This window comes from Stenotrophomonas sp. Steno-Z10-BAI (genome assembly GCF_056393115.1).
On record NZ_JBWJOZ010000001.1, the window covers coordinates 362,841 to 389,226 of the forward strand.

The 26,386-nt window shown below is 68.7% G+C and carries 23 protein-coding genes; 15 read left to right on the forward strand and 8 right to left on the reverse strand.

The features are described 5' to 3' along the window. Window positions 1–105 precede the first annotated feature (105 nt). Window positions 106–2,754: a leucine--tRNA ligase gene (gene leuS, locus AC06E9_RS01825; RefSeq protein WP_121038600.1), complete on the reverse strand. Its 2,649-nt coding sequence runs from the start codon at window positions 2,752–2,754 to the stop codon at window positions 106–108. Window positions 2,755–2,940: 186 nt separating this feature from the next. Then, window positions 2,941–3,552, reverse strand: coding sequence for a DUF998 domain-containing protein (locus AC06E9_RS01830; RefSeq protein ID WP_152154207.1), 612 nt, complete (start codon window positions 3,550–3,552; stop codon window positions 2,941–2,943). A gap of 128 nt (window positions 3,553–3,680) precedes the next feature. On the opposite strand from AC06E9_RS01830, the gene trxA reads away from it, so the two are divergent. From trxA to AC06E9_RS01855, 5 genes are all read left to right on the forward strand, one after another. Further along, window positions 3,681–4,544 carry a thioredoxin gene (gene trxA / locus AC06E9_RS01835; RefSeq protein WP_121038603.1) on the forward strand — a complete coding sequence of 288 codons (864 nt, stop codon included), beginning with the start codon at window positions 3,681–3,683 and terminating at the stop codon, window positions 4,542–4,544. 252 nt (window positions 4,545–4,796) lie between these two features. Continuing rightward, the gene (locus AC06E9_RS01840) at window positions 4,797–6,419 is read left to right on the forward strand and encodes a FecR family protein (protein ID WP_152154221.1); all 1,623 of its coding nucleotides are present in this window, start codon (window positions 4,797–4,799) and stop codon (window positions 6,417–6,419) included. Further along, the gene (locus tag AC06E9_RS01845; protein ID WP_478055390.1) at window positions 6,416–8,047 is read left to right on the forward strand and encodes a CHASE2 domain-containing protein; all 1,632 of its coding nucleotides are present in this window, start codon (window positions 6,416–6,418) and stop codon (window positions 8,045–8,047) included. Before AC06E9_RS01840 ends, AC06E9_RS01845 begins: the two co-directional genes overlap by 4 nt. Before the next feature lie 69 nt (window positions 8,048–8,116). After that, complete coding sequence (locus tag AC06E9_RS01850) at window positions 8,117–8,581, forward strand: DUF4442 domain-containing protein (protein WP_121038612.1); 465 nt, start codon at window positions 8,117–8,119, stop codon at window positions 8,579–8,581. A 51-nt stretch (window positions 8,582–8,632) separates the two neighbouring features. Then, window positions 8,633–9,361, forward strand: coding sequence for a hypothetical protein (locus AC06E9_RS01855; RefSeq protein ID WP_461770148.1), 729 nt, complete (start codon window positions 8,633–8,635; stop codon window positions 9,359–9,361). 22 nt (window positions 9,362–9,383) lie between these two features. Here AC06E9_RS01855 and AC06E9_RS01860 read toward each other — a convergent pair whose 3' ends face one another. Then, window positions 9,384–10,655 carry a hypothetical protein gene (locus AC06E9_RS01860; protein WP_461770149.1) on the reverse strand — a complete coding sequence of 424 codons (1,272 nt, stop codon included), beginning with the start codon at window positions 10,653–10,655 and terminating at the stop codon, window positions 9,384–9,386. 99 nt (window positions 10,656–10,754) lie between these two features. Between AC06E9_RS01860 and AC06E9_RS01865 the strand changes: the two genes are divergently transcribed. From AC06E9_RS01865 to rnfB, 8 genes are all read left to right on the forward strand, one after another. Next, window positions 10,755–11,432, forward strand: a complete 678-nt coding sequence (locus tag AC06E9_RS01865) for a DUF502 domain-containing protein (RefSeq protein ID WP_070425632.1) — start codon at window positions 10,755–10,757, stop codon at window positions 11,430–11,432. A gap of 131 nt (window positions 11,433–11,563) precedes the next feature. After that, window positions 11,564–13,480, forward strand: a complete 1,917-nt coding sequence (locus AC06E9_RS01870) for a DUF885 domain-containing protein (protein ID WP_152154213.1) — start codon at window positions 11,564–11,566, stop codon at window positions 13,478–13,480. 58 nt (window positions 13,481–13,538) lie between these two features. After that, entirely contained in the window at window positions 13,539–14,579 is a 1,041-nt protein-coding gene (locus tag AC06E9_RS01875; protein WP_428999848.1) for a serine hydrolase domain-containing protein, read from the forward strand. Continuing rightward, window positions 14,576–14,995, forward strand: coding sequence for an SMU1112c/YaeR family gloxylase I-like metalloprotein (gloA2, locus tag AC06E9_RS01880; RefSeq protein WP_478055391.1), 420 nt, complete (start codon window positions 14,576–14,578; stop codon window positions 14,993–14,995). The genes AC06E9_RS01875 and gloA2 overlap by 4 nt, the downstream gene beginning before the upstream one ends. A 101-nt stretch (window positions 14,996–15,096) precedes the next feature. Continuing rightward, entirely contained in the window at window positions 15,097–15,540 is a 444-nt protein-coding gene (locus AC06E9_RS01885; RefSeq protein ID WP_121038630.1) for a DUF2147 domain-containing protein, read from the forward strand. 98 nt (window positions 15,541–15,638) lie between these two features. Beyond that, the gene (metG, locus tag AC06E9_RS01890; protein ID WP_478055392.1) at window positions 15,639–17,717 is read left to right on the forward strand and encodes a methionine--tRNA ligase; all 2,079 of its coding nucleotides are present in this window, start codon (window positions 15,639–15,641) and stop codon (window positions 17,715–17,717) included. A gap of 60 nt (window positions 17,718–17,777) precedes the next feature. Further along, window positions 17,778–18,419, forward strand: a complete 642-nt coding sequence (locus tag AC06E9_RS01895; RefSeq protein WP_121038638.1) for an HAD family hydrolase — start codon at window positions 17,778–17,780, stop codon at window positions 18,417–18,419. Window positions 18,420–18,447: 28 nt separating this feature from the next. Then, complete coding sequence (rnfB, locus tag AC06E9_RS01900) at window positions 18,448–18,867, forward strand: Rnf electron transport complex subunit RnfB (protein ID WP_121038641.1); 420 nt, start codon at window positions 18,448–18,450, stop codon at window positions 18,865–18,867. A gap of 96 nt (window positions 18,868–18,963) precedes the next feature. Here rnfB and AC06E9_RS01905 read toward each other — a convergent pair whose 3' ends face one another. Beyond that, on the reverse strand, window positions 18,964–19,311 hold the full coding sequence (locus tag AC06E9_RS01905; protein WP_121038644.1) for a RidA family protein: 348 nt from the start codon (window positions 19,309–19,311) through the stop codon (window positions 18,964–18,966). 193 nt (window positions 19,312–19,504) lie between these two features. Between AC06E9_RS01905 and mprF the strand changes: the two genes are divergently transcribed. Next, entirely contained in the window at window positions 19,505–22,069 is a 2,565-nt protein-coding gene (gene mprF / locus AC06E9_RS01910) for a bifunctional lysylphosphatidylglycerol flippase/synthetase MprF (RefSeq protein ID WP_478055393.1), read from the forward strand. A gap of 27 nt (window positions 22,070–22,096) precedes the next feature. Here mprF and AC06E9_RS01915 read toward each other — a convergent pair whose 3' ends face one another. The 4 genes from AC06E9_RS01915 to AC06E9_RS01930 form a co-directional block, all read right to left on the reverse strand. Next, window positions 22,097–23,440 (reverse strand): virulence factor family protein, encoded by a 1,344-nt coding sequence (locus tag AC06E9_RS01915; protein ID WP_478055394.1) that lies wholly within the window; start codon window positions 23,438–23,440, stop codon window positions 22,097–22,099. 78 nt (window positions 23,441–23,518) lie between these two features. Then, window positions 23,519–24,166: a DUF998 domain-containing protein gene (locus tag AC06E9_RS01920; RefSeq protein ID WP_183073682.1), complete on the reverse strand. Its 648-nt coding sequence runs from the start codon at window positions 24,164–24,166 to the stop codon at window positions 23,519–23,521. Window positions 24,167–24,181: 15 nt separating this feature from the next. Then, window positions 24,182–24,361, reverse strand: coding sequence for an oxidoreductase-like domain-containing protein (locus AC06E9_RS01925; protein WP_121038654.1), 180 nt, complete (start codon window positions 24,359–24,361; stop codon window positions 24,182–24,184). Window positions 24,362–24,408: 47 nt separating this feature from the next. Beyond that, the gene (locus tag AC06E9_RS01930) at window positions 24,409–25,014 is read right to left on the reverse strand and encodes an HD domain-containing protein (protein WP_121038657.1); all 606 of its coding nucleotides are present in this window, start codon (window positions 25,012–25,014) and stop codon (window positions 24,409–24,411) included. Between the two features lie 229 nt (window positions 25,015–25,243). Between AC06E9_RS01930 and AC06E9_RS01935 the strand changes: the two genes are divergently transcribed. Then, window positions 25,244–26,380 carry a tetratricopeptide repeat protein gene (locus AC06E9_RS01935; RefSeq protein WP_121038661.1) on the forward strand — a complete coding sequence of 379 codons (1,137 nt, stop codon included), beginning with the start codon at window positions 25,244–25,246 and terminating at the stop codon, window positions 26,378–26,380. Window positions 26,381–26,386: the final 6 nt, after the last annotated feature.

Consider the following 26,386-nt stretch of genomic DNA (forward strand, 5'->3'; position numbering starts at 1 on the left):
CCGCGTGAACAGGACTTGATACCGGACGGTCTGCAGGATCTGCCTGCAACCGGCCCTTGGAGATCGGTACCACCGGAGGCGCAGGCCCCCGGTGGCACGACGGGATCAGCCCTGCGGGGCCGCCACGATGTTCACGATCTTGCCCGGCACGATGATGATCTTGCGCACGGTCAGCCCTTCCAGGAACTTGGCCGCATTCGGCTCGGCCAGGCCCAGTGCTTCGATCTGATCACGCGGCGCATCGGCAGCGACGTCGATGGTGCCGCGCAGTTTGCCGTTGACCTGCACCGCCAGGGTCACCGCATCGCGCACCAGCGCCGCCGGATCGGCGTCCGGGAACGCCTGGTCTTCCAGCAGTTCCTCGGCGTGGCCCAGCACCTGCCACAGCGCATGGCTGGCATGCGGCGTGATCGGGTTGAGCAGCAGCACGGTGGCGCGCAGTGCTTCCTGGCGCACCGCACGGCCCTGCTCGCTGACGTCATCGAACTTGGCCAGCGCGTTCATCAACTCCATCACCGCGGCGATCGCGGTGTTGAAGCTGTGGCGGCGGCCGTAGTCGTCGCCGACCTTGCCGATGGTTTCATGGGTCTTGCGGCGCAGCGCCTTCTGCTCGGCATTCAGCGCGGCCACGTCCAGCGCCGGGGCGGCGCCATCAGCGGCATGCTTCTGCACCTGGGCCCACAAGCGGCGCAGGAAACGGGCCATGCCATCCACGCCGGCTTCGTTCCACTCCAGCGACTGTTCCGGTGGCGCGGCGAACATCGAGAACAGGCGCACGGTGTCGGCGCCGTACTTGCCCACCATCACCTGCGGGTCCACGCCGTTGTTCTTGGACTTGGACATCTTCTCGGTGCCGCCGATCACCACCGGCTGGCCGTCGGCGATCAGGGTCGCCCCGACGATGCGGCCGCGCTCGTCGCGCTGCACATCCACATCGGCCGGGTTGATCCAGTCCTTGGAGCCGTCCGGGTTCGGGCGGTAGTAGGTTTCGGCGATCACCATGCCCTGGCACAGCAGATTCTGCGCCGGCTCGTTGCTGTCCACCATGCGCGCATCACGCAGCAGCTTGTGGAAGAAACGGAAGTACATCAGGTGCAGGATCGCGTGCTCGATGCCACCGATGTACTGATCCACCGGCAGCCAGTAGTTGCCCCGCTTGTCCACCGCATCGCGGGCACCCGGCGAGGTGTAACGCGCGTAGTACCAGCTCGATTCCATGAAGGTATCGAAGGTGTCGGTCTCGCGCTCGGCCGCGCCGCCGCAGTCCGGGCAGGTGGTCTTGCGCCATTCCGGATCGGCCTTGATCGGCGAGCCGGTGCCGACGAAGTTGACGTTCTCCGGCAGGACCACCGGCAGCTGCTCTTCCGGTACCGGCAAGGCGCCGCACTTCGGGCAGTAGATCACCGGGATCGGGCAGCCCCAGTAGCGCTGGCGGCTCACGCCCCAGTCGCGCAGACGATAGTTCACGCGGCGCTGGCCCTGGGCCTTGCGCTCGAAACGCTCGGCCAGTGCCTCGAAGGCGCCCTGGAAGTCCAGCCCATCGAACTCTTCGGAGTTGACCAGCTCGGTCTCGCGGGTCTTGTCGCCGTACCAGTCCTGCCAGCGCGTGGCGTCGTACGCGCTTTCTTCCTTGCGCAGCGACTTCAACGCGATGACCTGGCGGATCGGCAGGCCGTACTTGTTGGCAAATTCGTTATCGCGCTGATCATGGCCGGGGACGGCCATCACCGCGCCGGTGCCGTAACCCATCAGCACGAAGTTGGCGACCCACACCGGCACCTGGGCGCCGGTGACCGGATGGATGGCGCGCAGGCCGGTATCCATGCCGCGCTTTTCCTGGGTTTCCAGCTCAGCCTCAGACACGCCGCCCTGCTTCATCTCGGCCAGCAGCGCGGCCAGCGCCGGGTTGGACTTGGCCGCGTGCTGGGCCAGCGGATGTTCGCCGGCGATGGACACGAAGGTCACGCCCATCACGGTGTCCGGCCGGGTGGTGAACACGCGCAGCGGGTCCAGCGTGCTGCCGTCGGCGTCACGCACATCGAACTGGATCTCCAGCCCTTCCGAGCGGCCGATCCAGTTGCGCTGCATGGTCTTGACCGAGTCGGGCCAGCCCGGCAGTTCGTCCAGGCCGTCCAGCAGTTCCTGGGCGTAATCGGTGATGCGCAGGAACCACTGCGGGATCTCGCGCTTTTCCACCAGCGCACCGGAACGCCAGCCGCGGCCGTCGATGACCTGCTCGTTGGCCAGCACGGTCTGATCGATCGGGTCCCAGTTCACCACCGCGTTGCGGCGGTAGGCCAGGCCCTTGCGCATCAGGCGGGTGAACATGCGCTGCTCGTGCACGTAGTACTCGGGCGTGCAGGTGGCGAACTCGCGCGACCAATCGATCGCATAGCCCATGGCCTTGAACTGGCCACGCATGTGCTCGATGTTGGCGTAGGTCCACTTGGCCGGCGCGGTCTTGTTCTTGATCGCCGCGTTCTCGGCCGGCAGGCCGAAAGCATCCCAGCCCATCGGCTGCAGCACGTTGTGGCCGGTCATCCGCTTGTAGCGGCTGATCACGTCACCGATGGTGTAGTTGCGCACGTGGCCCATGTGCAGCGCACCGGACGGATACGGCAGCATCGAGAGGCAGTAGAACTTCGGCTTCTCCGAAGTCTCGGTGACCTCGAAAGCACGGGTGGCATCCCAGTACTGCTGGGCGGCGGATTCAACCTGCTGCGGATCGTAAACGTTGGGTTCGACGCTGGTCATAAAAACGCTAGTGCGGCGGCAAAGCGGCACAGGGTACCGCAGTGCGGCAAAGGGCTCCAATCGACGTGGCCCACCGTCGCGGCCAAACCTGTCATCTCATTGAATTGACTGGGGATTGGCCAAACACCTCCGCCCTCGCCGCGCGCCACGGCGCGTGCCGGGGCGCAGCAACGGCGGCGGCTGTGCTCAGGTGCGCCGCGTGGAGGGCGCCAACGGCAGCACCGCCACCAGCCAGACCAGCCAGACCCCGAAGGCCACGCGCTGGGCCATCGGGGCCGGCAGCAGGGCCTGCAGCGCGAACGCGGCAAGCAGCACCCCCACCCCGCAGGCCAGGTGCAGGCCGCCCACGGCGCGCCACGCCGGCAGCCGCAGCGCGCCGATCCCGGACATCATCGCGCCCGGCACGAAGGCCAGCACCCACACCATCCAGGCACTGGCGTGGTACTGGCTGGCCGGGTTGTCCAGATCACGGGTATCCAGCGGCAGCACGCCCATCGCGGTGAAGCCGACGCCGGCCAGCATCAGCAACTGCGCACCCACCCGCATCGACCACGGCGCGGTGCGCGGCACCCGCAGCAGCAGGCGCAGCGCAACGAGGCTGGCGAGCAGGCCGGGCAGCGCGAAACCGAGCATGTTGAACGCCTGCGCATGCGGCACGTCCATCGCCCCGAGCAGCGCGACCGGATGGCCGACCGGATCGAACAGCGGCAGCGCCGCGCCGAAGCCCAGCACCGCGCCCACGAACAACACCGCGGCGGCAATGCCCAGGCCACCTTCCCAACGTTGGATTCCCTGCATGCGGCTCACCCGGCTGCGTCTGAAGGCCTGCATTGTCGCTGTTCCAAGCGGAATCCGCCCGTTGGGGTTGCGTCCGGCCGCGGGCGGCACCATACACTTCCTCTCCAGTTTCCCGTTGATTTGAAACCATGAGCGATCTGCCCCACGTCTTTGACGCCACCACCGAGACCTTCGAGACCGAGGTCCTGCAGAAATCCCTGCAGACCCCCGTGCTGGTCGATTTCTGGGCCACCTGGTGCGGCCCCTGCAAGACCCTGGGCCCGATGCTGGAAAAGCTGGCCGGCGACTATCACGGCGCCTTCGAGCTGGCCAAGGTCGATGTCGACAAGGAACAGCAGATCGCCGCGGCCTTCCAGATCCGCTCGGTGCCGACCGTGTTCCTGGTCAAGGGCGGTCAGATCGTGGACGGTTTCCCCGGTGCGGTGCCGGAAGGCCAGCTGCGCGAGTTCCTGACCCAGCACGGCGTGGTCCCGCTTGAAGCGGCCCCGGACGAGGCAGAAACCGTCGAAGCGCCGCCGCTCGACCCGCAGGCCCAGGTCGATGTACTGCGCGCGGCGATTGCCGCCGAGCCGGACAAGGAAGAGCTCAAGCTCGATCTGGCCCTGGCCCTGCTGCAGACCGGCGCCACCGCCGAGGCCACCGCCCTGATCGACGCGCTGCCGGCCAACCTCTCCACCGATGACCGCGCCGTGCGCGCCCGCGCCCGTCTGGAATTCGCCAGCGCCCTGCAGGAAGCCCCTGCTCCGGAGGTGCTGGAGGCGCGCATTGCGGCCAATGGCGACGATCTGCAGGCGCGCCACCTGCGCGGCGTGCAGTTGCTGCTGTCCGGGCAGGATGCTGCCGCGCTGGAGCAATTCCTGGACATGCTGCGCCGCGACCGCAGCTACGACGACGGTCGCCCGCGCAAGCTGCTGATCGATGCCTTCAAAGTGATCGAGGATGAAGACTTGGTCGGCCAGTACCGCCGCCGGATGGCCTCGCTGCTGTTCTGATCGGCCACGGCCAGCGCCTTTCGGGGGCGCTGGCCCAACGAAGCCGCCTATCCAGACCGGCAACTTCGATGTGTGACGTGAATCACGTTCAGAAACCCTGCACGACTCCCGGGCAATAATGCCGCCGCGGCCCACTGGAGGCTGCGATCCATCGGGGAGGATGAGGTCTGGGCCATGGCGGCCTACTTGGCTGCGCCCCGCCTTGCAGGGCCGTGAATGACCGTGAGATTGACCCGATTCCTCCGTTTCCCGATGGCCGCCCGCCTGTTGGTGCTGGCCGCCATGATGCTGTCTGCCGCGCCGGTCCTGGCGCAGGACTGGACCTACCGGGTCCGCCCCGGCGACACGATCTGGGACCTCAGTGCCCGCTACCTGAAGCCGTCCATCGCCTGGGAGCAACTGCAGTCGCACAACGGCATCGCCGATCCCTACCGCCTGCCGCCCGGCAGCCAGCTGCGTTTCCCCGTCGCCTGGCTGCAGGTGCAGCCCGCCCCGGCGCGGGTACTGGCCGTGCGTGGCCCGGTGCAGAGCCAGGCCGACGGCCAGCCCCATCGCGAGGTGATCGAAGGCGACCTGCTGCGGATCGGGCAGGAACTGGTCACCGGCGAGGATGCCAGCGTCACCGTGGTGTTTGCCGATGATTCGCGGCTGCAGCTGCGCGAGCGTTCGCGCCTGCGCTTCGACCAGCTCTCCCGCTACGGCCGCACCGGCATGGTCGATACCCGCCTGCGCCTGGAACAGGGGCGCGCCAGCAACCGGGTGACCCCGGCCAACGGCCCCGCCTCGCGCTACATCATCGATGCGCCGACGGCGACCAGCAGCGTGCGTGGCACCGTCTTCCGGGTCAGCGCCGGCCAGGACGGCCGCGGCGCGGCCACCGAAGTGCTGGAAGGCCGCGTGCAGGTCGGCAACCCCCGCGGCCAGCGCCTGGTCAGCCGCGGCCAGGCCACCCGCAGCCCCTCGCTCGACGCACGCCCGGCCGGCGTGGAGGCGCTGCTGCCCGCACCGGTGCTGTCGAGCGAACCGCAGCGGCTGGCCACCCTGCCCGCGGCGCTGGCCTGGCAGCCGGTAACAGATGCCGCCGGGTACCGGGTGGAGGTCGTCCGCGCCGACCAGCCGGAGGTCCTGCTGTTCGCGCGCGATACCGACGCCACCACACTCACCCTGCCCGATCTGCCGCCGGGCGAGCTGCGTCTGCTGGTCCGCGCGGTCAGCGCCGAGCAGGTGGAAGGACTGGATGCCGAGCAGGATTTCCAGGTGCGTGACCAGCCGGTCGCGCCGCTGACCGTGCGGCCGCTGCATGGCCAGACCATCAACAGCGCGCGGCCGCGCTTCGAATGGACCCGGGTGGCCGAGGCCGAGCGCACGGTGCTGCAGATCGCCCGCGATCCGCTGTTCCTCCCTCTCCTGCTCGAACAGGACACCCGCGCCACCCACCTGCGTCCCGTCCTGGACCTCCCCCCGGGCGAGTATGTCTGGCGCGTGGCGTCGGTGGATCGCAACGGCGACCGCGGGCGTTTCGGGCAGCCGCTGCCGCTGACCATCACCGACGAACCGGTCGACCCGGCGCTGCAGCCGCCGGAGGCCGCCAAAGGCCAACTGACGCTGCGCTGGCAGGCCGGCGAACCCGGTCAGCGCTATCGCGTGCAGTTGGACCGTCGTGGCGACTTCCGTGCCCCGCTGCTCGATCAGGAACTGGACCAGCCGGAGGTCTCGATCAAGCGCCCGTGGCACGGCACGCTGCACGTGCGCGTGCAGTACATCGATGAGGACGGTTACGCCGGTCCGTTCTCGCCGGCCCAGCAGATCGCCCTGCCGTGCCGGACCTGTTACGCCACCGGGGGCGGTGCGCTGTTGTTGTTGCTGCTGCTGTGACGCCCCTGCACCTGCCCTGGCCGCAACGCATCGCGCTGGCCGCACTGGTCGGCGCCCTGGCGGTCGCGGCCAGTCATTGGCAGTGGTTCTGGAAACAGGATGAGGTGGTCTACGACGCCTGCGTCGGTGGCTGGGAATACACGCCCGACGCGCGCCTGCTGATCGTGGCCATCGACGACAACAGCCTGCAGCAGCTGGGCCAGTGGCCGTGGCCGCGCGGTACCCACGCGCGCCTGCTGGACCGGCTGACCGACGCCCGCGCCGCGCGCGTCGTGCTGGATCTGATGCTGTCCGAACCGGACCGCCAGGACAGTACCCAGGATGCCGAACTGGCGGCGGCGATCCGGCGCAACGGGCATGTGGTGCTGCCGGTGCTGGCCGCGCCCGCCAGTGGCCCGCGCATGGCCGAAGAACTGCTGCCGATTCCGCTGATCGCCGCCAATGCGGCCAGCCTGGGTCACAGCGACATCGAAGTCGACGGCGATGGCGTCGCCCGCGGCCTGTACCTCACGGCCGGTATCGGCTCACCGCACTGGCCGGCCCTTGGCTTGGCGCTGGCGGACACCCACGGCCCGCTGCCCGGGCTGCACGATGATCAGCCGGACCTGGTGTCGCCGTACCAGTGGCGCCGCGACCACTACGTACGCGTGCGCTACGCCGGTCCGCCCGAACGCTTCCCGCAGGTCTCCTACGCCGATGTGCTCAACGGCGAAGTCGATCCGGCGCTGCTGCGCGGCCGCCTGGTGCTGGTCGGCATGACGGCCAGCGGGATCGCGCCGCGCCTGCTGACCCCAACCACCCGCGAGCGCTGGATGAGTGGCAGCGAGTACCAGGCCAACGTCGCTTCGATGCTGCTCGCCGACAAGGTGATCAATCCCCTACCGCCAGCGTGGCAGAGCGCCCTCAGCGGGCTGCTGGTGGCCCTGTGCTGCCTGTTGTTGACCCTGCCGCGGGCGTGGCTGAGCGGCGTGCTCGCCCTGCCGTTGACGTTGCTGGCGAGCTTCGTGCTGCTGCGCGCCGGCAACCTGTGGTTCGCACCGGCCGCCGCCTTGATCGGCATGCTGGCGGTGATCCTGGCCTGGACGCTGTGGCGGGTCAGCGCCTGGCGCCGCCAGGCCAACAGCGATGCACTCACCGGGCTGGGCAACCGGCTGCGCTTCGAGCAGACCCTGCAGGCCGAGCACGATGCCGGCCGCCGCAGCGGACGGCCGCTGAGCCTGGTGCTGATCGACGTGGATCACTTCAAGCGCCACAACGACGATTTCGGTCATCAGGCCGGCGACACCGTGCTGCGCCGGATCGCGCAGGAGATCCGGGCGCACGCGCGCCGGCCCCGCGACATGGCCGCGCGCTTTGGCGGCGACGAGTTCGCGCTGATCCTGCCCGACACCACGCCGGAAGGCGCAGTACAGGTGGTGCAGGATCTGGTCGCACGGGCGCAGGCGCTGGAAATCCCCGCCGGCCACGGCACGACCACGCACATCACGGTAACCGTCGGCGTGTTCACCCGGGTGCCGACGCCCGGCACCGAGCCGCGGCACTTCTTCGAAGGCGCCGACGCCGCGCTGTACCGGGCCAAGGGAGCCGGACGGAATGGGTATGCGGTCGATGACGGCGGGCCGGGCTGACCCCCCAAGGCACCCATACGCAGGCGAATGGTAGACTCCGGTCACCCTCAGCACCGAGATGCGATCCGAATGAAGGCCTCCGTCTTCCGCCTTGGCCTCAACCTGTGGCCGCCGTTCCTGTTCACGGGTATCCACGTGACCACGGTCAGCCCGGACTACCGCCATGTACGCGTCGAACTGCGCATGCGCCCGTGGAACCGCAACTACGTGGGCACCCACTTCGGTGGCAGCCTGTTCGCGATGACCGATCCGTTCTGGATGCTCACCGTGATGCAGAACCTGGGGCGCGATTACTACGTCTGGGACCGCGCGGGGGAGATCGAATTCCTCAAGCCGGGCCGCGGGACGGTGGTTGCCGAGTTCCGGCTGGACGAGGCGCTGCTGGATCAACTGCGTGCGGCCACTGCCAGCGGGGAAAAGTACCTGCACTGGTTCAGCAATGACATTGTCGATGCGAAAGGCGAAGTGATCGCCCGCGTGCGCAAGCAGGTCTACCTGCGCCTCAAGCCCGAGGCGCGCCAGCGCGCGGGATGAGTCATCGCGCGCTTGCTATGCTCGCGCGCCCGCTTCACCCCACGGACGACCATGCGCCTGCCCCTGCTCGCTGCCCTGCTGCTCACTGCCCTGCCCGCGTTCGCGCAGGAACTGCGGATCCCACCGGTCGACTATCCGATATTGCCCGCCCACGCCACCCGGGCCGAAGGTTTCGTGCCGTCAGGATGGCGCATCGAGCAGCAGCTTCGCGGCGATCTCAACGGCGACAAGCGCGATGATCTCGTTCTGGTGCTGCGCCAGCAGGACCCGCGCAACATCGTCGAACACGATGGCTTCGGCATCAGCCCGCTGGACAGCAATCCACGCATCCTCGCCATCGCCTGGGGCACGCCGGCCGGCTACACGCTCGCTGCGCAGAACCACACATTGATCACCCGCCACGAGGCCCCGAACCTGTCCGATGTGTTCGACGACGGCGACGGCGTATCGATCGTGGGCGGCACGCTGCGCACCACGCTGTTCTTCTTCTCCAACGCCGGCAGCTGGTCGACCGGCTCGGCCAGCTACACCTTCCGCTGGCAGAACGGTGCCTTCGCGTTGATCGGCTATGACCGCAACACGATGATGCGCAACTCCGGGCAGACCGAAAGCCTGAGCATCAATTACTCGACCCGCCGCGTGCGCCATGCCGCGGGCAGCATCGAATCGGACCAGGACAGCGTGCGCTGGGAGACCCTCGCCTCGCCACGCCGCTGGACGCTGGAGACGGTAGGCGATGGCAGCGACTTCGACCCCTTCGGTCCGGCGCAGGATCGGTAAGCACTGCGTCGCCGCACGCCTCTTATCGTGCGGGCGCGCGCATCGGCACCTGCACTGTCGGCCCGGCCTCGTCCATCTCCACACGCCGATCGACCTGCAGCCACTGGCCATCGTCGCTGAGTACCGGTGCGCGCGTGGGCGAACGCAGCGCCTCGGGCAAGCGCTTCAGCGTCTGCGATGATGCCGTGGGCTGCTGCCGCAGCCAGCGCTGCGCGGCGACCAGGCGCAGCATCGCGGCGGCATCCTGCGGGCGGCCGGCGTACTGCCGCATGTCCGGCCCGCCGATGTTGGCCACGGCACAGCCCAGCGGATTGGCGATGCAGGCAAAGCGATCCTGCGCGGGCCCGGGAATGGGCGTGGGCGCGTCGCGCGCTGCTACCCGTTCTGCACTGGCGGCGCACGCCCACGCATAGCGGGGCGCCATGCGCGCCAGAGTGCGCGGCACATCCAGCAACAGGCGATGGCCGTCAGGGTTCCCAGTGGACGGCCGCACGCCCGCCCGGGCCAACGCGAACTCACCGCGCATCGCCGTGCACAGGCTCTGCTCGCCGGCCGTCATCGGCGCCAGTGCCGCCGCGCAGACCGCAGGCAGTGCAGCGTCGGCGGGCAGTTCAACCAGCATGTCCGCCAGCAGCCGCGCGTTGCTCTCCACCATCGCCGCGCCGACCATGCTGGTGATCAGCGTATCGCCCTGCCCCGTCATCGCCCGACCACTGAGGATGTCCGCGCAGGCACCGGCAAGTGCGGTGCCACTGTCGCCCCGTACATGCGCCAGCGCGTGGGCTGACAGCGGATCAAGCAGCGGCTGAAAGACGGGCAGCGGCGCCATCGGGTCCGTGCCGAATGGCTCGAACGGGGAGACGAAGTGACCGTAGCCGGCCAGCGCGGCCACGCGCTGGTGAAGCGCATCGTGGCCGGCATGCGTGGCGGCGAACCCCTCGGGGTCTGCACGCACCGCTGCAAGACAGCCGACACCCCGGCGGCCACAACGCGCCAGCGCCGACAGCGGGACCGCGGGGAACCGCCCTTCCGCGCTGGACGCTAGCGGCCGCTGGCCAGGCGTGCCGTTGCGCCAGCGCTCGACATCCTGTGCGATCAGGGTCTCGCGCCCGCGGGCATCCAAGCCGTCGTAGCGCAGGGTCCACAACGCGGTGAAGCCGTTCTCACCAGGCCTGGGCAGCGGCGCCTGCAGCAGCCGCATCGCCTCACGCTGCTCGGCCGGCAGCGGCCAGAAGCGCGAAGCCGCCCAGAGCCCCGCCACGGCCAGCACCAGGCTCAGGATCGAGATGCCCACCCATTTCAGTCCATTCCTCACCACAGCATTCTCCCCAGACCCCGCGTCCTGCGGGGATGGGCAGCGTAAACCGGGCATCGCCGCCGCTACAATGCGCAGATGTCGCCCGAAGCCCCCCAACTCGTTCCGCGTCCCTCCCTGCAGCGCCTGTTCCTGACCGGCCTGCTGACCCTGCTGCCGATCTGGCTGACCTGGGTGGTGGTCAAATTCGTGTTCGTGCTGCTTTCGGGCATTTCCAGCCCGCTGGTGGTGCCGCTCTCCGAGCAGATCGCCGCCTCGTTCCCGCATTACCTGGGCTGGATCAAGGTCGAGTGGATGCAGGACATCATCGCCCTGGCCGCCACGCTGCTGGTGATTCTCTCGGTGGGCGTACTCAGCCGCCGCGTGATCGGCCAGCGCCTGCTGCGCTGGTTCGGTGCGGTGATCAAGCGCATCCCGTTGGCCAGCATCATCTACGACAGCGCCAAGAAACTGCTGGACATGCTGCAGACCGAACCGGGCAGCACGCAGCGTGTGGTGCTGATCGACTTCCCGCATCGCGACATGAAGTCGGTGGGCCTGGTGACGCGGGTGATGAAGGAAGAAGGCAGCGGCCGCGAGCTGGCCGCCGTATACGTACCCACCACCCCCAATCCGACCTCGGGCTATCTGGAAATCGTGCCGGTTGAGCTGCTCACGCCCACCGACTGGACCGTGGACCAGGCGATGAGCTTCATCATCTCCGGCGGCGCGGTCGCCCCGGAAACCATGCCGTTCACCCGCGCCGGCGATCGTTGAGCATCGCGGCAGCAGCATGCTGCCGCAGCTGACTGGCCGCCGTACATGACAAACCTGACCGGGGGCCGATGCTGGCCGTACGCAGGCGAATCGGGCAAGCTCCCGTGTCTGTGCGTTTACGGAAACAGCCGATGCCCCACCCCGCCCGCGCCCTGGCGCTTGCCATTGCCGTACTGATGGCCTTCAGCGCTGCCGCTCCGGCCGAAGCTGCCAAGAAGAAGGCCACCCGGCCCGCAGCGGCCCAGTCCCGGCCCGCTGCCAAGCCCAAGGCCAAGCCGCGTGCACGCCCAGCCGCCGCCCCTGCCCGCCAGCCGCTGGTGCGCCAGCAGACCAAGGCCGCGCAGCTGGACCGGATCTACGATGAGTACTGGGATGCCTCGATGCGGCTCAATCCGCTGCAGGCCACCTTCCAGGGCGACAGCCGCCACAACGATCAGCTGCCCAACATTCTTTCCGCCGCCTACCGGCAGCAGTCGCATGACTTCACCGTGGAGTGGCTGGGCAAGGTCGAGAAGATCGGGCCGGACGGCCTGACCGGCCAGGACCTGCTCAGCTACGAAATCTTCGTGCGCGACGCGCGCATGTCGCTGGCCGCCGAGCAGTTCCCCGGCTGGATGCTGCCGGTGAGCCAGTACTACAACCTCGGCAGCATCATGGCCATTCTCGGCTCCGGCTCCGGTGCGCAGCCGTTCAACACGGTGCAGGATTACGATGGCTGGTCGCGCCGCTCGCTGGGCATTCCGGCCCTGTTCGAGCAGGCCATCGCCAACATGCGCCAAGGCATGGCCGCCGGTGTGGTGCAACCGCGTGACCTGATGGAAAAAGTACTGCCGCAGCTGGATGCGGTGATCAAGCCGACCGCGGAAGAGAGCATCTTCTGGGGGCCGGTGCGCAATCTGCCCGACGATTTCCCGGCGGCCGACAAGGCGCGCATCACGGCCGAATACAAGCGCATGATCGAGTTCCGCATCATGCCGTCCTATCGCGCCCTGCGCGGCTTCATCGCCACCGAGTACCTGCCGGCCGCGCGCAGCACCGATGGCCTGGCCGGCCTGCCCGGCGGCAAGGCCTGGTATGCGCAGACCATCGTGCAGAGCACCGCCTCCACGCTGACGCCCGAACAGATCCATGCCCTGGCCGAACAACGCGTGGCCACACTGCAGGCGCAGATCGCCACGATCATGAAAGACAACAAGATCCGTGGCTCGCAGCAGAAACTGCTGCGCACCATGCGCACCGACCGCGATTTCCAGTACGCCAACGCCGATGCGCTGCTCAACCGCTACAAGCAGCTGCAGAGCCAGGTCAACGCGCGCCTGCCGACGCTGCTCGGCACGCTGCCCAAGGCCCCGATGGAGATCCGCGCGGTCGAGCCCGAACGCGCGGCCACCGCCGGGGCGGTGAGCTACCAGCAACCATTGCCGGACGGGATGCGCCCGGGCGTGCTGTACATCAACACCGGCGATCTGCCGAGCCGCCGCCGCTGGTCCGCACCGATGCAGTTCCTGCATGAGGGCATTCCCGGCCATCACGTGCAGCTGGGCCTGCAACAGGAGCTGGACAAGCTGCCACGCTTCCGTCGTCTGGGCGGCGATATCGCCTTCGTGGAGGGCTGGGGCCTGTATGCCGAATCGCTGGGTGAGCAACTGGGCGTCTATCAGGATCCCTACGAGCGGATCGGCTATCTGCAGGCCGCGCTGACCCGCGCCGCGCGCATGTCCGCCGATACCGGCGTGCACGCGCAGGGCTGGAGCAAGCGCCAGGCCGTGGACTATCTGGTCAAGACCGCGGACATGAGCGCCAGCGATGCCACCGCGGAAGTGGAGCGCTTCATGGCCCTGCCCGGGCAGACCCTGGCCAATGGCCTGGGCGAGCTGAAGATGATGGAGCTGCGCGACAAGGCCAAGGCCTCACTGGGGGCACGTTTCGACGCGCGTCGCTTCCATGAGGAAGTGCTGCGCGACGGCTCGATGCCGCTGGATATTCTGGACGCCAAGATCGCCCGCTGGATTGCCAGCCAGAGTGGCGCGGCCACGCCCGCGCCCTGAACCCTGAAGGAAACCGAGCATGCACATCGTCGGGCATCTGCGTGTGTGGATCAGCGCGATGTGCATCGCCGGCAGCGGCACCGTCATCGCAGCGCCGGTGCTGACGCCACCGGATCCGGGCATCGATGCGCTGATGCAGCGCTACGATGGTCAGGTCCCCGGCGCGGCGGTACTGGTGCTGCACGACGGCCAGCCGGTGTTCCGGCGCGGCTACGGGCTGGCGGTGCTGGAAGATCGCACCGCGGTGACCGCGCAGACCAATTTCCGCCTGGCCTCGGTCAGCAAGCAGTTCACCGCCGCGGCGATCCTGCTGCTGGCCGAGGATGGTGCGCTGGGCCTGGATGACCCACTCAAGCGCTGGCTGCCCTCGTTGCCGGCGGCCGCCGATGCCATCACCCTGCGCCAGCTGCTCAGCCACACCAGCGGCCTGATCGATTACGAAGACCTGATGGCCACCGACGCGTCCGCGCAGGTGCGTGACCCGGATGTGCTGCACCTGCTGGAAGGCCAGGATCGGACGTACTTTGCACCGGGCACAGCCTACCGTTACAGCAACAGCGGCTACGCGCTGCTGGCGCTGGTGGTCGGCAAGGCCTCCGGCACCGATTTCGCCAGCTTCCTGCGCCAGCGGATTTTCCTGCCGCTGGGCATGCGCGACAGCGTGGCGCATCAGGACGGCGTGGACGATATCGCGCGCCGCGCCTATGGATACAGCGAGCGCGACGGGCGCTGGCAGCGCACCGATCAAAGCCCGACCAGCGCAGTGCTCGGCGATGGTGGCGTGTATTCCTCGCTGGATGACCTGGCGCGCTGGGATGCGGCGCTGTATGACCAGCGCCTGTTGAAGGCGACATCGTTGAAGCAGATGTTCTCCCCTGCCACCCCCACCGCCGAGACGGACGTGCCGTTCTACGGTTTCGGCTGGCGGCTCAACGGTGGCGCGCAGTGGCACAGCGGCGAGAGCATCGGCTTCCGCAACGTGATCCTGCGCTATCCGGCGCAGCGCCTCACCGTGATCGTCCTCAGCAACCGCAATGCCCCCGAACCCTATCCGCTGGCGCTGCAGATCGCCCGGCGCTGGCTGGATACTCTGCAATGAACGCTTCTGACACTTCCCCACTGATCGGCATCCACCACGTGGCCCTGATCTGCGCCGATTACGCCCGCTCCAGAGACTTCTACACCCGGGTGCTCGGCCTGCAGGTGATCGCCGAAAACCACCGCGCGGCGCGCGACTCCTGGAAGCTCGATCTGGCCCTGCCCGATGGCAGCCAGCTGGAGCTGTTCTCGTTCCCGGGCGCGCCCACACGGCCCAGCCGCCCCGAGGCGCAGGGCCTGCGCCACCTGGCCTTCCGCGTGCACACGCTGGAGCCCATGATCGCCCGCCTGACCGCGGCCGCGGTGGCCTGCGAACCGATCCGGGTGGACGAGTACACCGGCCGCCGCTTCACCTTCTTCGCCGACCCGGACGACCTGCCGCTGGAGCTGTACGAGATCCCGGCCGACGCGGGCTGAAGCGTGCACCCGGCACGTTCCGTACCGGAGCGAATGGGTATACAGTCGGCCCTGTACCGGCCACCTGCGCCGGCGTTCACGGACATCCCTGGGAGGGGAACATGCGCAAGACCTTCAAGACCCTGTTGCTGGCGCTGCCGCTGATGATGGCCGCGATGTCGGCCAGCGCCGCCGACGGCGCCGTCGGCCGCTGGAAGACCATCGACGACAAGACCGGCAAGGTGAAGTCGATCGTGGAGATCACCCAGGCCACCAACGGCACCCTGACCGGCAAGGTCGTGGACATCCTGCACTCGGACAAGGGCCCCAATCCGGTCTGCGACGGCTGCGAAGGCGCCAACAAGAACAAGCCGGTCAAGGGCATGACCATCCTGTGGAACCTCAAGGCCGACGGCACCAACGCCTGGTCCGGCGGCACCATCCTGGATCCGGGCAACGGCAAGACCTACAAGTCCAAGATGAAGCTGCAGACCGGCGGCGCCAAGCTGGACGTGTCCGGCTGCGTGGCCTTCATCTGCCGCGCCCAGACCTGGGTGCGCGAGTAAGCCCGGCGCTGCTGTTGAGCCCCCGTAACCCGGCTTCGGCCGGGTTACTGCGTTTTGGCGTGCGATAATCCCCGGTTCCCCTGGCAACAGCGCTCATCATGACCCGCACCGCTCTCGTCACCACCGCCCTGCCCTACGCCAACGGCCCGCTGCACCTGGGCCACCTGGTCGGCTACATCCAGGCTGACATCTGGGTGCGCGCGCGTCGAATGAGCGGCGGCAAGACCTGGTTCGTCTGCGCCGATGACACCCACGGCACCCCGATCATGCTCGCGGCCGAAAAGGCCGGCGTGACCCCGGAGGCCTTCATCGCCAACATCCAGGCCAGCCATGAGCGCGATTTCGCCGCGTTCGGCGTGGCGTTCGATCATTACGACTCGACCAACTCGGCGGCCAACAAGGCACTGACCGAAGCCTTCTACCTCAAGCTCGAGGCCGAAGGCCACATCGCGCGCCGCTCCGTGGCCCAGTTCTACGACCCGGCCAAGGGCATGTTCCTGCCCGACCGCTACATCAAGGGCATCTGCCCGAACTGTGGCACGCCGGATCAGTACGGTGACAACTGCGAGGTCTGCGGCGCCACCTACAGCCCGACCGACCTGAAGGACCCCAAATCGGTGATCTCCGGCGCCACGCCGGAAATCCGCGATTCGGAGCATTTCTTCTTCGAGGTCGGCCGCTTCGAAGGTTTCCTGCGCGAGTGGCTGGCCGGCGACGTCGCCCTGCCGGGCGTGAAGGCCAAGCTGGGTGAGTGGCTCAATGCCGAAGGTGGCCTGCGCGCGTGGGACATCTCGCGCGATGCGCCGTACTTCGGCTTCCAGATTCCCGGCCACCCGGGCAAGTACTTCTACGTGTGGCTGGATGCGCCGATCGGCTATCTCTCCAGCTTCAAGGCGCTGTGCGCGAAGACCGGCGAAGATTTCGACGCCCACCTGCGCGCGGGCACCAGCACCGAGCTGCACCACTTCATCGGCAAGGACATCGTGAACTTCCACGGCCTGTTCTGGCCGGCGGTGCTGCACGGCACCGGCCACCGCGCGCCGACCCGCCTGCACGTCAACGGCTACCTGACCGTGGATGGCGCCAAGATGTCCAAGTCGCGCGGCACCTTCGTGATGGCCCGCACCTTCCTGGATGCCGGGCTGGAACCGGAAGCGTTGCGCTATTACTTCGCGGCCAAGTCCTCCGGCGGCGTGGACGATCTCGACCTGAACCTGGGTGACTTCATCGCGCGCGTCAACGCGGATCTGGTCGGCAAGTTCGTCAACCTGGCCAGCCGCTGCGCCGGCTTCATCAGCAAGCGCTTCGAGGGCCGCCTGGCCGCCGCGCTGCCCGATGCCGCCCAGTACGACCGTTTCGTCGCCGCGCTGGCGCCGATCCGCGAGGCGTACGAGCGCAACGATCCGGCCAGCGCACTGCGCCAGACCATGGCGCTGGCCGACGAAGCCAACCGCTATATCGACGATGAAAAGCCGTGGGTGATCGCCAAGCAGGACGGCGCCGACGCGCAGCTGCAATCGGTCTGCACCCAGGGCCTGAACCTGTTCCGCGTGCTGGTCACCGCGCTCAAACCGGTGCTGCCGGCCACCGCCGCGCAGGCCGAGGCCTTCCTGGCCGCGCCCGTGCAGGCCTGGACCGACATCGCCACCCCGCTGACCGCGCATACCATCGCGGTATACGCGCCCCTGTTCACCCGTATCGACCCGAAAAAAATCGACGCCATGACCGACGCTTCCAAGGACACCCTGCAGGCCGCCACCCCGGCCCCCGCCGCCCCGGCCAAACCGGCCAAGCCCGCTGCCGCACCGGCACCGGTTGCTGCGGCCGATGGCGAGGCCGCACCGGCCTACATCGGCATCGACGACTTCGCCAAGCTGGATCTGCGCATCGGCAAGGTGCTGGTCTGCGAGTTCGTGGAAGGGTCGGACAAGCTGCTGCGCTTCGAACTCGACGCCGGTGAGCTGGGCAAGCGCCAGATCTTCTCCGGCATCCGCGCCAGCTACGGCGAGCCGGAGCAGCTGGTCGGCCGCAGCGTGGTCTTCATCGCCAACCTGGCCCCACGCAAGATGCGCTTCGGCCTGAGCGAAGGCATGATCCTGTCGGCCGGTTTCAACGGCGGCGCGCTGGCCCTGCTGGACGCCGACAGCGCCGCGTTGCCGGGCATGCCGGTCCGCTGATCGCTGCGGCAGGGCGGCCACCGGGTCGCCCTGCCACGCTCTTCTGCCTGGAGGTGTGGGTTGGAACTGGCGCTGTTCGATTTCGACCACACGGTCACCACCTGCGATACCTACGGGCGGTTCCTGCGCCGCGTGGCCACGCCCGAGCAGCTGGCACAGGCCTGGTGGAAAGTCGGCCCGTGGTTGCTGGCCTATCGCCTGAAGCTGATCTCGGCGCAACGCCTGCGCGCCCGTGTCACCCGCCTGACCTTTACCGACCGCCATCTGGAGGACATCACCGCACAGGCCGCCGGCTACGCGCGCGATGTACTGCCCGGCGTAATGCGGCCGGAGATGCTCGAGCAGATCCACTGGCACCTCAAGCAACACCACACCGTGGTGATCGTGTCCGGCTCGCTGGACCTCTACCTGCGCCCTTGGTGCGAGGCGATGGGGTTGCAACTGATATGCAACCGGCTGGACAGCCACGACGGACGCCTCACCGGGCGCTACGCCGAGGGCGACTGCGGCCCGCGCAAGGTCGACCACATCCGCCGGCGGTTCGACCTCTCGCGCTACCTGCGCATCCACGCGTACGGCGACAGCCGCGAAGACCGTCCGATGCTGGCACTCGCCCACGAGCGCTGGTATCGCGGCAAGCCCATGAAGCCGCGTCGGGATCCACCGGCGGGCACACCAACTGCCCGGGACAGCCGGGCCTGATGCCCCACCGCGCAGCCACCGCCACGCCATGAGCCTCCCCATCGACACCCTCACCGAACGCCTCGACCGGCTGTTGCCGCAGACCCAATGCGGGCAATGCGGTTATGACGGCTGCCGTCCGTATGCCGAGGCGATGGCACGCGGCGAGGCGGGCACCGATCACTGCCCGCCGGGCGGTGATGCCGGTGCGCGTGCCTTGGCGAATGTCCTGGGCGTGGCGGCGGTGCCGTTCGACCGCACGCGCGGTGCACATAAGGCACCGCAGGTCGCGGTGGTGATCGAAGCCGACTGCATCGGCTGCACCAAGTGCATCCAGGCCTGCCCGGTGGATGCCATCGTCGGCGGCGCCAAGTACATGCACACCGTCATCGCCGATCTGTGTACGGGCTGCGAGTTGTGCATCCCGCCGTGCCCAGTGGACTGCATCGACCTGGTCAGCGCGCCCTGATCCTTGCGTCGGCCGCTATGCGCCTTGCGGCGGCGGCAGGGTCTGGGCGCACGGCGATGCGTCGATCACCATGGCGCCCAGCGGTGCGCGGTGCGCTTACGGCAATGCCGCCGTCACCACGATCTCCACTTTCCAGCTCGCATCCGCCAGCTTGGCTTCCACCGTCGCGCGGGCCGGGGTCATGCCGGCCACCACCCACTCATCCCACGCGGCATTCATGCCGGCGAAATCATTGATATCGGCCAGGAAGATTTCCGCGCGCAGGATGTGCTGCTTGTCACTGGCCACCAGCGCCAGCAGCTTGTCGATCTCTTCCAGCACCTGGCGGGTCTGGCCGGTGATGTCCTGGCTGGTGTCTTCGGGGATCTGCCCGGACAGATAGGCGACCTTGTTGTGCACGGTCATTTCGGACATGCGCGGGCCAACGTCGAAACGTTCCAACATGGCGATTACTCCTCTGGATGGAACCGCATTGTCACCGATGCGGCGCGCGCCTGCCGGGCCCGGTGCGCAAAGCAGCCACAGCCCGCACACCGCGCCCGCTTGGCAAGCGTCGGCATCAGGCGCACGATTTGCCGGTCAGGCGGCCACGCCTGTGTTGACTCTTTCATCGCCCACCCCGGAGCACGCTGTACCGATGACCGACACCGCCCCTGCTCCCACCCCGGCCCGCGCCCCCTGGCGCCGCGCCGCGACCGTCGTCATCCCGCTGGTGATCCTGGCCTTGGCCCTGCGTGGGCTGGCCAACGAATTCGATGAGCATGGCTACCGCGCGATCCGCGAGGCGTTCCGGCATCTGGGCGCCGGCCAGATCGCGCTGACCGTGCTGCTTGGCCTGGCCAGCTATGCCTGCCTGATCGGTTTCGACGCGATCGGTCTGCGCCGCAGCGGCAAGCGCCTGCATCCGGCGCGGGTCGGCATCACCGCGTTCCTGGCGCATACGCTGGGGCAGACCTTGGGCTTTGCGGCCCTCACCGGCGGTGCCGTGCGCCTGCGTGGCTATGGCCGTGCCGGGCTGAGCCTGGGCGAGATCGGCCAGGTAGTGTTGATGAGCACACTGGGCTTCGTATTCGGTGCGTGGCTGCTGCTGGCGTTGGCCTTCCTGCTTGAACCCGGCGCGGCGGCGCTGGCGCTGCCGATCCCGGTGCAGGCGGTGCGGGTCATTGGCGTTCTCGGCCTGCTGGCCTATGCCGGCACGGTGCTGCTGGTCGGGCGTGAAGGTCGCAGTTTCCAGATCCGCGGGCATGCCTTGTGGCTGCCCGACCGCCGCACGATGCTCGGTGTCACTGCGCTGAGCGTGGTCGAACTGGTGCTGGCCAGTGCGGCGTTCTATGTGCTGCTGCCGATGGATACGCCAACCGGCCTGCCCGGTTTCGTCGGGCTGTATCTGGTCGCGGTGCTGGCGGGCCTGATCTCCAGCGTGCCAGCCGGGCTGGGCGTGTTCGAGTGGAGCCTGCTCAAGCTGTTGCCGCAGGTGGCGCCCGCTGCGGTGCTGGCGGCGGCGCTGATCTACCGCGTGACCTATTACGTGCTGCCGCTGCTGCTGGCCACGGCACTGGCAGTTGCGCCGGCGCTGCGCCGCCCGCTGCGTGCCGGTGCTGGTGCGACCCGGGTCGGCTGGACCGCGCTGCGCCCGTGGCTGCCGCAGATCATCGCGCTGGCGGTGTTCAGCGTCGGCGCCGCACTGGTGATCGACGGCACCCTGCCGACGCCGCGCCGGCACCTGATCTCCGCTTCGCTGCCGATCCTGGAAACCTCGCACCTGCTGGGCAGTCTGGCCGGTGTCGCGCTGCTGCTGATCGGCCAGGGCCTGCAGCGGCGCAGCCACGCCGCGTGGATGCTCGCGCTCGGCATCTGTGTGCTCTCGCCCTTGCCGATCTGGCTGCGCGGTGGGCAGGTGCTGATCGCGCTGTCGGCGCTGCTGGTGGCTGCCGCGCTGTGGGCCTCGCGCCGCGAGTTCTATCGCCAGGGCGCATTGCTGGACGAGGCCTGGTCATGGCCGTGGATCCGCAACCTCGGGCTGGTGCTGGTCGCGGTGATCTGGCTGCTGTTCTTCGTCTACAGCCACGTGGAATACCAGAACGAGCTGTGGTGGCAGTTCGCGCTGCAGGGCAACGCGCCACGCGCGCTGCGTGCCTTGTTGCTGGTAGCGATCGCGCTCACCATCTTCGGCCTGGCACGGTTGCTGCACAGCACGCGCAGCCCGTTGCCAGCCGCCGATGCCTCCACGCTGGACGCGCTCGCCCCGATCCTGGCAGCAGCCGAAGACACCCAGGCGTGCCTGGTACTCACCGCGGACAAGGCGGTGCTGCGTGATGAGGCGCAGCGGGGCTTCGTGATGATGCAGCGCTACGGCGGCTCGTTGATTGCGATGGGCGATCCGGTCGGCCCGCCCGACGTGGTGCGTGCGCTGATCTGGCGCTTCCGTGAGGAAGCCGATCGGCTCGGCCTGCGCCCGGTGTTCTACCAGGTCGGTGAGGCGCACTGGCAGACCTATCTCGACCTCGGCCTGACCCTGGTCAAGCTTGGCGAAGAGGCGATGGTGCCGCTGCAGGCGTTCACGCTGGAAGGCCGCGATCGCGCGGATCTGCGCCAAGCCTGGAACCGCGGCAAGCGCGGTGGCTTGAGCTTCCGGGTGGCGGCGCCCGAGGAAGTACCGGGATTGCTGCCGGCGTTGTCGGTGGTCTCCCAGCAGTGGCTGGATGACAAGGCCGGCGATGAGAAGGGCTTTTCGCTGGGCAGTTTCGATCCGGCCTACCTGTCACGCTTTCCGGTCGCGCTGGTCGAAGCCGAAGGCCGCATCGTGGCCTTCGCCAATCTGTGGCAGGCACCGGCCGGCAATGAGCTGTCGGTCGACCTGATGCGGCATGTCGATGATGCGCCCAAGGGCACCATGGATTTCCTGTTCATCGAGCTGTTCCTGTGGGGCCGCGAGCAGGGTTTCCACCGGTTCTCGCTGGGCATGGCACCGCTGTCCGGGCTGGCCCAGCATCGCCTGGCCGGGCGCTGGAACCGCTTCGCCAACGTGGTCGCGCGGCATGGCGAACGCTTCTACGGCTTCAGCGGCCTGCGCCGTTTCAAGTCGAAGTTCGCCCCGGTCTGGCGCGCACGTTATCTGGCCGCGCCGGGCGGTGTGCACCTGCCCGCCGCCCTGCTTGATGCGACACGGCTGATCTCACTGGACCCGCGCCGGCACGATTGAGTCTGTGCCGGCAGAGACCGCAGGCGCTCAGCGTGCCGGCAGATGCTGGACGATGGTATCGGCGAGGCGGTCGTAATCGCCCTTGAAGTGATGGTCGCCGGGGAGCTTGATGACCTGCGCATTGCCACCGGCCGGAAGCGACGGGCACAGCGCGTCGCCATCGTCTTCGCCGAAGACGCACAACGTTTTGCCGGCAGGCAGCTTGGCCACCTCCGGCGCGATCGGCAGGCCATCGCCACCGCCGCCGAGCCAGTTGCTGACATGGAACTCATAGTCGGCAGTCTTGCCCACCGAGAGCAGCGCGATCATCGAGACCGATTCCCGGGTAGCCGGTGACAGCTGATTGATTGCCGCCGGCAGCACATCGGCGCCCTGCGAGAAACCGACCAGCACCACGTTGCGGCGCTGCCACTGGCGGCTGTAGTGGGTGGCGATGCGCTCCAGATCGCGGGCGAAGCCCTCAGGCGTGCGTGCGGTCCAGAAGTAACGCAGCGAATCCACCCCGACCACCGGCACCCCGGCCTCGCTCAGCGACGCGGCCACTTCCTTGTCCAGCCCGGCCCAGCCGCCATCGCCGGAGACGAAGATGGCGAAGGTGTCGCCCGGCTTGCTCGACGGCACATCGACCACCGGCAGGCCCTTGAGGTCATCCGGCGGCGGCGCCAGGCTGACGCCCTTCTGCGCGCCGATCACCTTGGCCGCGGCCAGCAGGCCGGGCAACGCGTCGCCCCGCGCGGTGCGCTCGAACTGGCGCCCCATGCCGACCTTGCGCACGAATGCGGCCGACTCGCCGGCCGGGCAATGCACATCGCCGGCAGCGTTCAACCACGGGAAATTCAGTTCCGCCGGCTGCAGGCGGCCGTGGCTGCTGCCGGCGCCGCAGACCTTGCGCTCGCGCACGCCCGAGGGGCAGAAGCCGGTGGTAAGCAGTCCAGCGAATACCTGGGTATCGGCCTCGGCGGCCACCGCGTACGCCAGCGCCGCGCCCTCGCCATCGCCGCCGATCAGCGGCAGGTGGTAGCCCGGCACGTGCAGATAGGCCTGGAACCAGCGCGAGAAATTCTCCACATCGCCGGCACCGAAGGCGCAATTACCGCTCTTCTCGCGGGCCAGCACCTGGCGCAGATGCGCGACATCGACCTGGGCAACCAGCGCGCCTTCGGCACGCAGCGCATCGATACGCTGCTGGCTGTCGGGGTGGCCGGCAGTGCCGTCGAACCACACCACCACCCGCTGCGGGTGACCGTCCGGGAGGTACACCGGCACGTTCTCGAAACGACCGTGACTGAGCGGCGGCGGCGCGGCCAGCGCCTGTCCGGACATCCCCGCCAGCACCACACCCAGCATCATCCCCCAACCGGCTCGCCGCATCGTCGCGCATCCCATGACTAGTGTGCCAACGATACGCCCCTGCTCCGCCAAGGGCATGTACAGACCGTGGCCGGACGCTCAGCGCGCGTCGCGACGCGCCTGCCGCCACAGCTGCCAGGCCACCGAGACCAGCCACACCAGCACCACGGCGATCACCAGCTTCTGCCCGGCGCCGCGCGGCGGGCCGCGCCACAGCACGTGCAGCCACAGCAGCACGAAGCACAGCCAGGCCCACCACCAGACCGGCCCGGCCCAGCCGCGCCAGCGCGGATCGGCACGTAGATACCAGCTCTGCAGCAGCATCGCCACACTCACGCACAGGAACGCGGTATTGGCCGACAGCCCGTGCACCAGCGGTGCCAGCAGCGGCGCGCGCTCGGGCAGCCAGCTGTCGCCGATCGCCACGCCCATCAGGCCCAGCGCGGCTACCCAGAACAGCAGGGGGGCCGCTGCACTGCGTCGCGGCGAGCGACTGTTGGCATGCAGGGAGACGGCCAGCAGCATGATCGCCAGCGCCAGCAGGCAGTAAGCGGTGCGCAATGCCAGCCCCCACGGGCCATGCAGGTACAGGCTCAGGGTGGCCTGCACCCAGTCCAGGTCATCGCGTGCCCATTGCGTCCACAGCGCGGTAGCGATGAACAGCCCCAGCGCCATCAGCGTGGTCAGGGCGGCACGTCCGTGATGCTGCGCGGGCCAGCGGGAAGGGCATGGCAGGGGACGCGACATCTCCAGCTCCTGGGGTCAGTCGGTGGACTCGGGGTGACGCTCCTTCCAGGCGGCCAGCGCGGCGCGATAGCGCTGCAGCTCATCGCTGTACAGATCCAGCACGCACAGCGGGCAGCCGCTGCCGCAGCACTCGTTGGGGCCGGGCTCTTCCGGCGGCTGCGGACGCGGATCGGGATCTGGAACGGACACGGACATGGCCACACACGTAGGGAAAACAGCGCGCACAGTGTAGCGGGCGTGGTTCAGCGCTCAACCCGCCGGCGCAGATTGTCGCGCGCGGCCGCATCCAGCCGCTGGTGGAAGAAGTCGCTCAGGAAGATCCGCGGTTGCGCCAGCACCTGCTTGAGAAAGCGCCGGCGGTTGAGCCGGAACAGGAAGCCCGGCACGTGCCCGGCGTACTCCTCGGCGATGCCGCGGTCGTACGCATCGAACACCGCCGCCGGCGCCCCCAGAATGGCCATGTCGCAATCCAGGAACAGCGCCGCCTCCGGGTCGACGTCGCCAGGCGCGAGCTTGCTGTGGCGGGCGGTCAGTTCGATCAGCTCGACCACCCGCGTCGCATCGATCCCGGCCTCCGGCAGCCACCGTGCGATGGCCTGGCGTGCCATGTCGGCCGAGCGCGCTTCGTTGTCGCCCCGGCCCGCGTCGTAGATGGCGTCGTGATAGAGCGCGGCCAGGTGCACCTCACGCGGCCGGACCCAGCCCGGACCGGCCTCGGCAACCGTGCGGCAGTGCTGCAGGACGGCCTGGACGTGCGACCAGTTGTGATACGCCCGCGGCGGCAGGGCGTAGGCGGTTTCCAGCGCGGCAAGCTGCCCGGCGGGCAGCGGAATCGGTTCGACGTGCATGCACGCATGATTGGCCGTCGCAGCGACGCTGGCAAGCCGGGCGGTGCTTTTTTGACCACCTTCACAGAACCGTTGCCGCGCAGTGGGTGCGTCCGGTTATCCACATGTTTGTCGACCGCTGATCCACATCCCCTGTGGATGGCGCGATCGGCCGATGAACGGCATGCCGGCGCCCGACGACGCGCCTAGACTGGCGTGGACGGACCCAACGCCTCGCGAGGTGACGGCGATGACCGCATGCAGACTCTTCCTGATCGCGTGGATGGCCGTGGCCGCTACGCCGGTCTGGGCGGCCGACACGGCGCCGCCGGCCGCAGCTGAGCCAAGCGCCACCGCACTGCCCACGCCGGCGCAGATCCTTGAGGTGCCCGCCCCGCTGCTCGCCCTGCTGCACGAACGGGTCATCGATCCGGGCTACGCGCGCGAGCGCCGCCTGCAGCGGCTGGTCGAGATGATCTTCGACGAACACGGGCTGCACCTGGCCTACGACCCCGACGCGACCCATACGATCGGTGAAACGTGGCAGACGCGGCGCGCCAACTGCCTCTCGTTCACCCTGCTGTTCGTCACCCTTGCCAACCTCGCCGGCATCGATGCGCATGTCCAGGAAGTGGCGCAGGTGGTGAGCTGGTACCAGGCCTCCGGGGTGATCTACAGCGTGGGCCACGTCAACGCGGGCATCGTGCTGGACGGGCGCAGCGGCACGGTCGATCTGGACCACAGCGTGCTGTATGACCGCCTCGGCCCGCAGCGCATCAACCGGCAACGCACGCTGGCGCATTTCTACAACAACCGCGGGGCCGACCGCATGGCCGCCGGCGATACCGGGGGCGCGCGCGCCTACTTCCGCGCCGCGCTGGGCATGGCGCCGGACTTCGTGGCCGCCTGGAACAACCTGGGCGTTCTGGATGCGCGCATGGGCAAGCTGGACCAGGCCCGCAGGGACTATGGAACCGCCCTGCGCCTGCAACCGCGGCATGGCGCCAGCCTGAGCAATGCCAGCGCGCTGTACCGGCGCACGGGCGACACCCGGCAGGCCGGCCTGCTGGCCAGCCGGCTGGCGCGCGTACAGCGCGACGATCCCTTCGCCCAGTACATGTTCGGCGCCCAGGCCGAGCAGCGCCGGGACTACGCCGCGGCGGTGCGTTTCTACCGCCGGGCCGTCCGCCTCTACGAGACCGCCCATCCCTTCCACTTCGCGCTGGCCCGGAGCTACTTCCTGGCCGGCGATGCGCGCCGGGCCTCGATCGAAATGCAGCGCGCACGGGATCTGGCCGGCGAAAACGGCGACGCCCTCAGATCCCGCTACCAGGCCAAGCTGGACAGCCTGCAGCGCTGGCGCCAGCGCGGCACCAACGCCAACTGAGCCGGC

Bases quoted from the DNA above. Each gene is read 5' to 3' on its own strand.
- leuS (WP_121038600.1), bottom strand. From the start codon at position 2,754: ATGACCAGCGTCGAACCCAACGTTTACGATCCGCAGCAGGTTGAATCC.
- AC06E9_RS01830 (WP_152154207.1), bottom strand. From the start codon at position 3,552: ATGCAGGGAATCCAACGTTGGGAAGGTGGCCTGGGCATTGCCGCCGCG.
- trxA (WP_121038603.1), top strand. From the start codon at position 3,681: ATGAGCGATCTGCCCCACGTCTTTGACGCCACCACCGAGACCTTCGAG.
- AC06E9_RS01840 (WP_152154221.1), top strand. From the start codon at position 4,797: ATGGCCGCCCGCCTGTTGGTGCTGGCCGCCATGATGCTGTCTGCCGCG.
- AC06E9_RS01850 (WP_121038612.1), top strand. From the start codon at position 8,117: ATGAAGGCCTCCGTCTTCCGCCTTGGCCTCAACCTGTGGCCGCCGTTC.
- AC06E9_RS01855 (WP_461770148.1), top strand. From the start codon at position 8,633: ATGCGCCTGCCCCTGCTCGCTGCCCTGCTGCTCACTGCCCTGCCCGCG.
- AC06E9_RS01865 (WP_070425632.1), top strand. From the start codon at position 10,755: ATGTCGCCCGAAGCCCCCCAACTCGTTCCGCGTCCCTCCCTGCAGCGC.
- AC06E9_RS01870 (WP_152154213.1), top strand. From the start codon at position 11,564: ATGCCCCACCCCGCCCGCGCCCTGGCGCTTGCCATTGCCGTACTGATG.
- AC06E9_RS01875 (WP_428999848.1), top strand. From the start codon at position 13,539: ATGTGCATCGCCGGCAGCGGCACCGTCATCGCAGCGCCGGTGCTGACG.
- gloA2 (WP_478055391.1), top strand. From the start codon at position 14,576: ATGAACGCTTCTGACACTTCCCCACTGATCGGCATCCACCACGTGGCC.
- AC06E9_RS01885 (WP_121038630.1), top strand. From the start codon at position 15,097: ATGCGCAAGACCTTCAAGACCCTGTTGCTGGCGCTGCCGCTGATGATG.
- metG (WP_478055392.1), top strand. From the start codon at position 15,639: ATGACCCGCACCGCTCTCGTCACCACCGCCCTGCCCTACGCCAACGGC.
- rnfB (WP_121038641.1), top strand. From the start codon at position 18,448: ATGAGCCTCCCCATCGACACCCTCACCGAACGCCTCGACCGGCTGTTG.
- AC06E9_RS01905 (WP_121038644.1), bottom strand. From the start codon at position 19,311: ATGTTGGAACGTTTCGACGTTGGCCCGCGCATGTCCGAAATGACCGTG.
- mprF (WP_478055393.1), top strand. From the start codon at position 19,505: ATGACCGACACCGCCCCTGCTCCCACCCCGGCCCGCGCCCCCTGGCGC.
- AC06E9_RS01915 (WP_478055394.1), bottom strand. From the start codon at position 23,440: ATGCGGCGAGCCGGTTGGGGGATGATGCTGGGTGTGGTGCTGGCGGGG.
- AC06E9_RS01920 (WP_183073682.1), bottom strand. From the start codon at position 24,166: ATGTCGCGTCCCCTGCCATGCCCTTCCCGCTGGCCCGCGCAGCATCAC.
- AC06E9_RS01925 (WP_121038654.1), bottom strand. From the start codon at position 24,361: ATGTCCGTGTCCGTTCCAGATCCCGATCCGCGTCCGCAGCCGCCGGAA.
- AC06E9_RS01930 (WP_121038657.1), bottom strand. From the start codon at position 25,014: ATGCACGTCGAACCGATTCCGCTGCCCGCCGGGCAGCTTGCCGCGCTG.
- AC06E9_RS01935 (WP_121038661.1), top strand. From the start codon at position 25,244: ATGACCGCATGCAGACTCTTCCTGATCGCGTGGATGGCCGTGGCCGCT.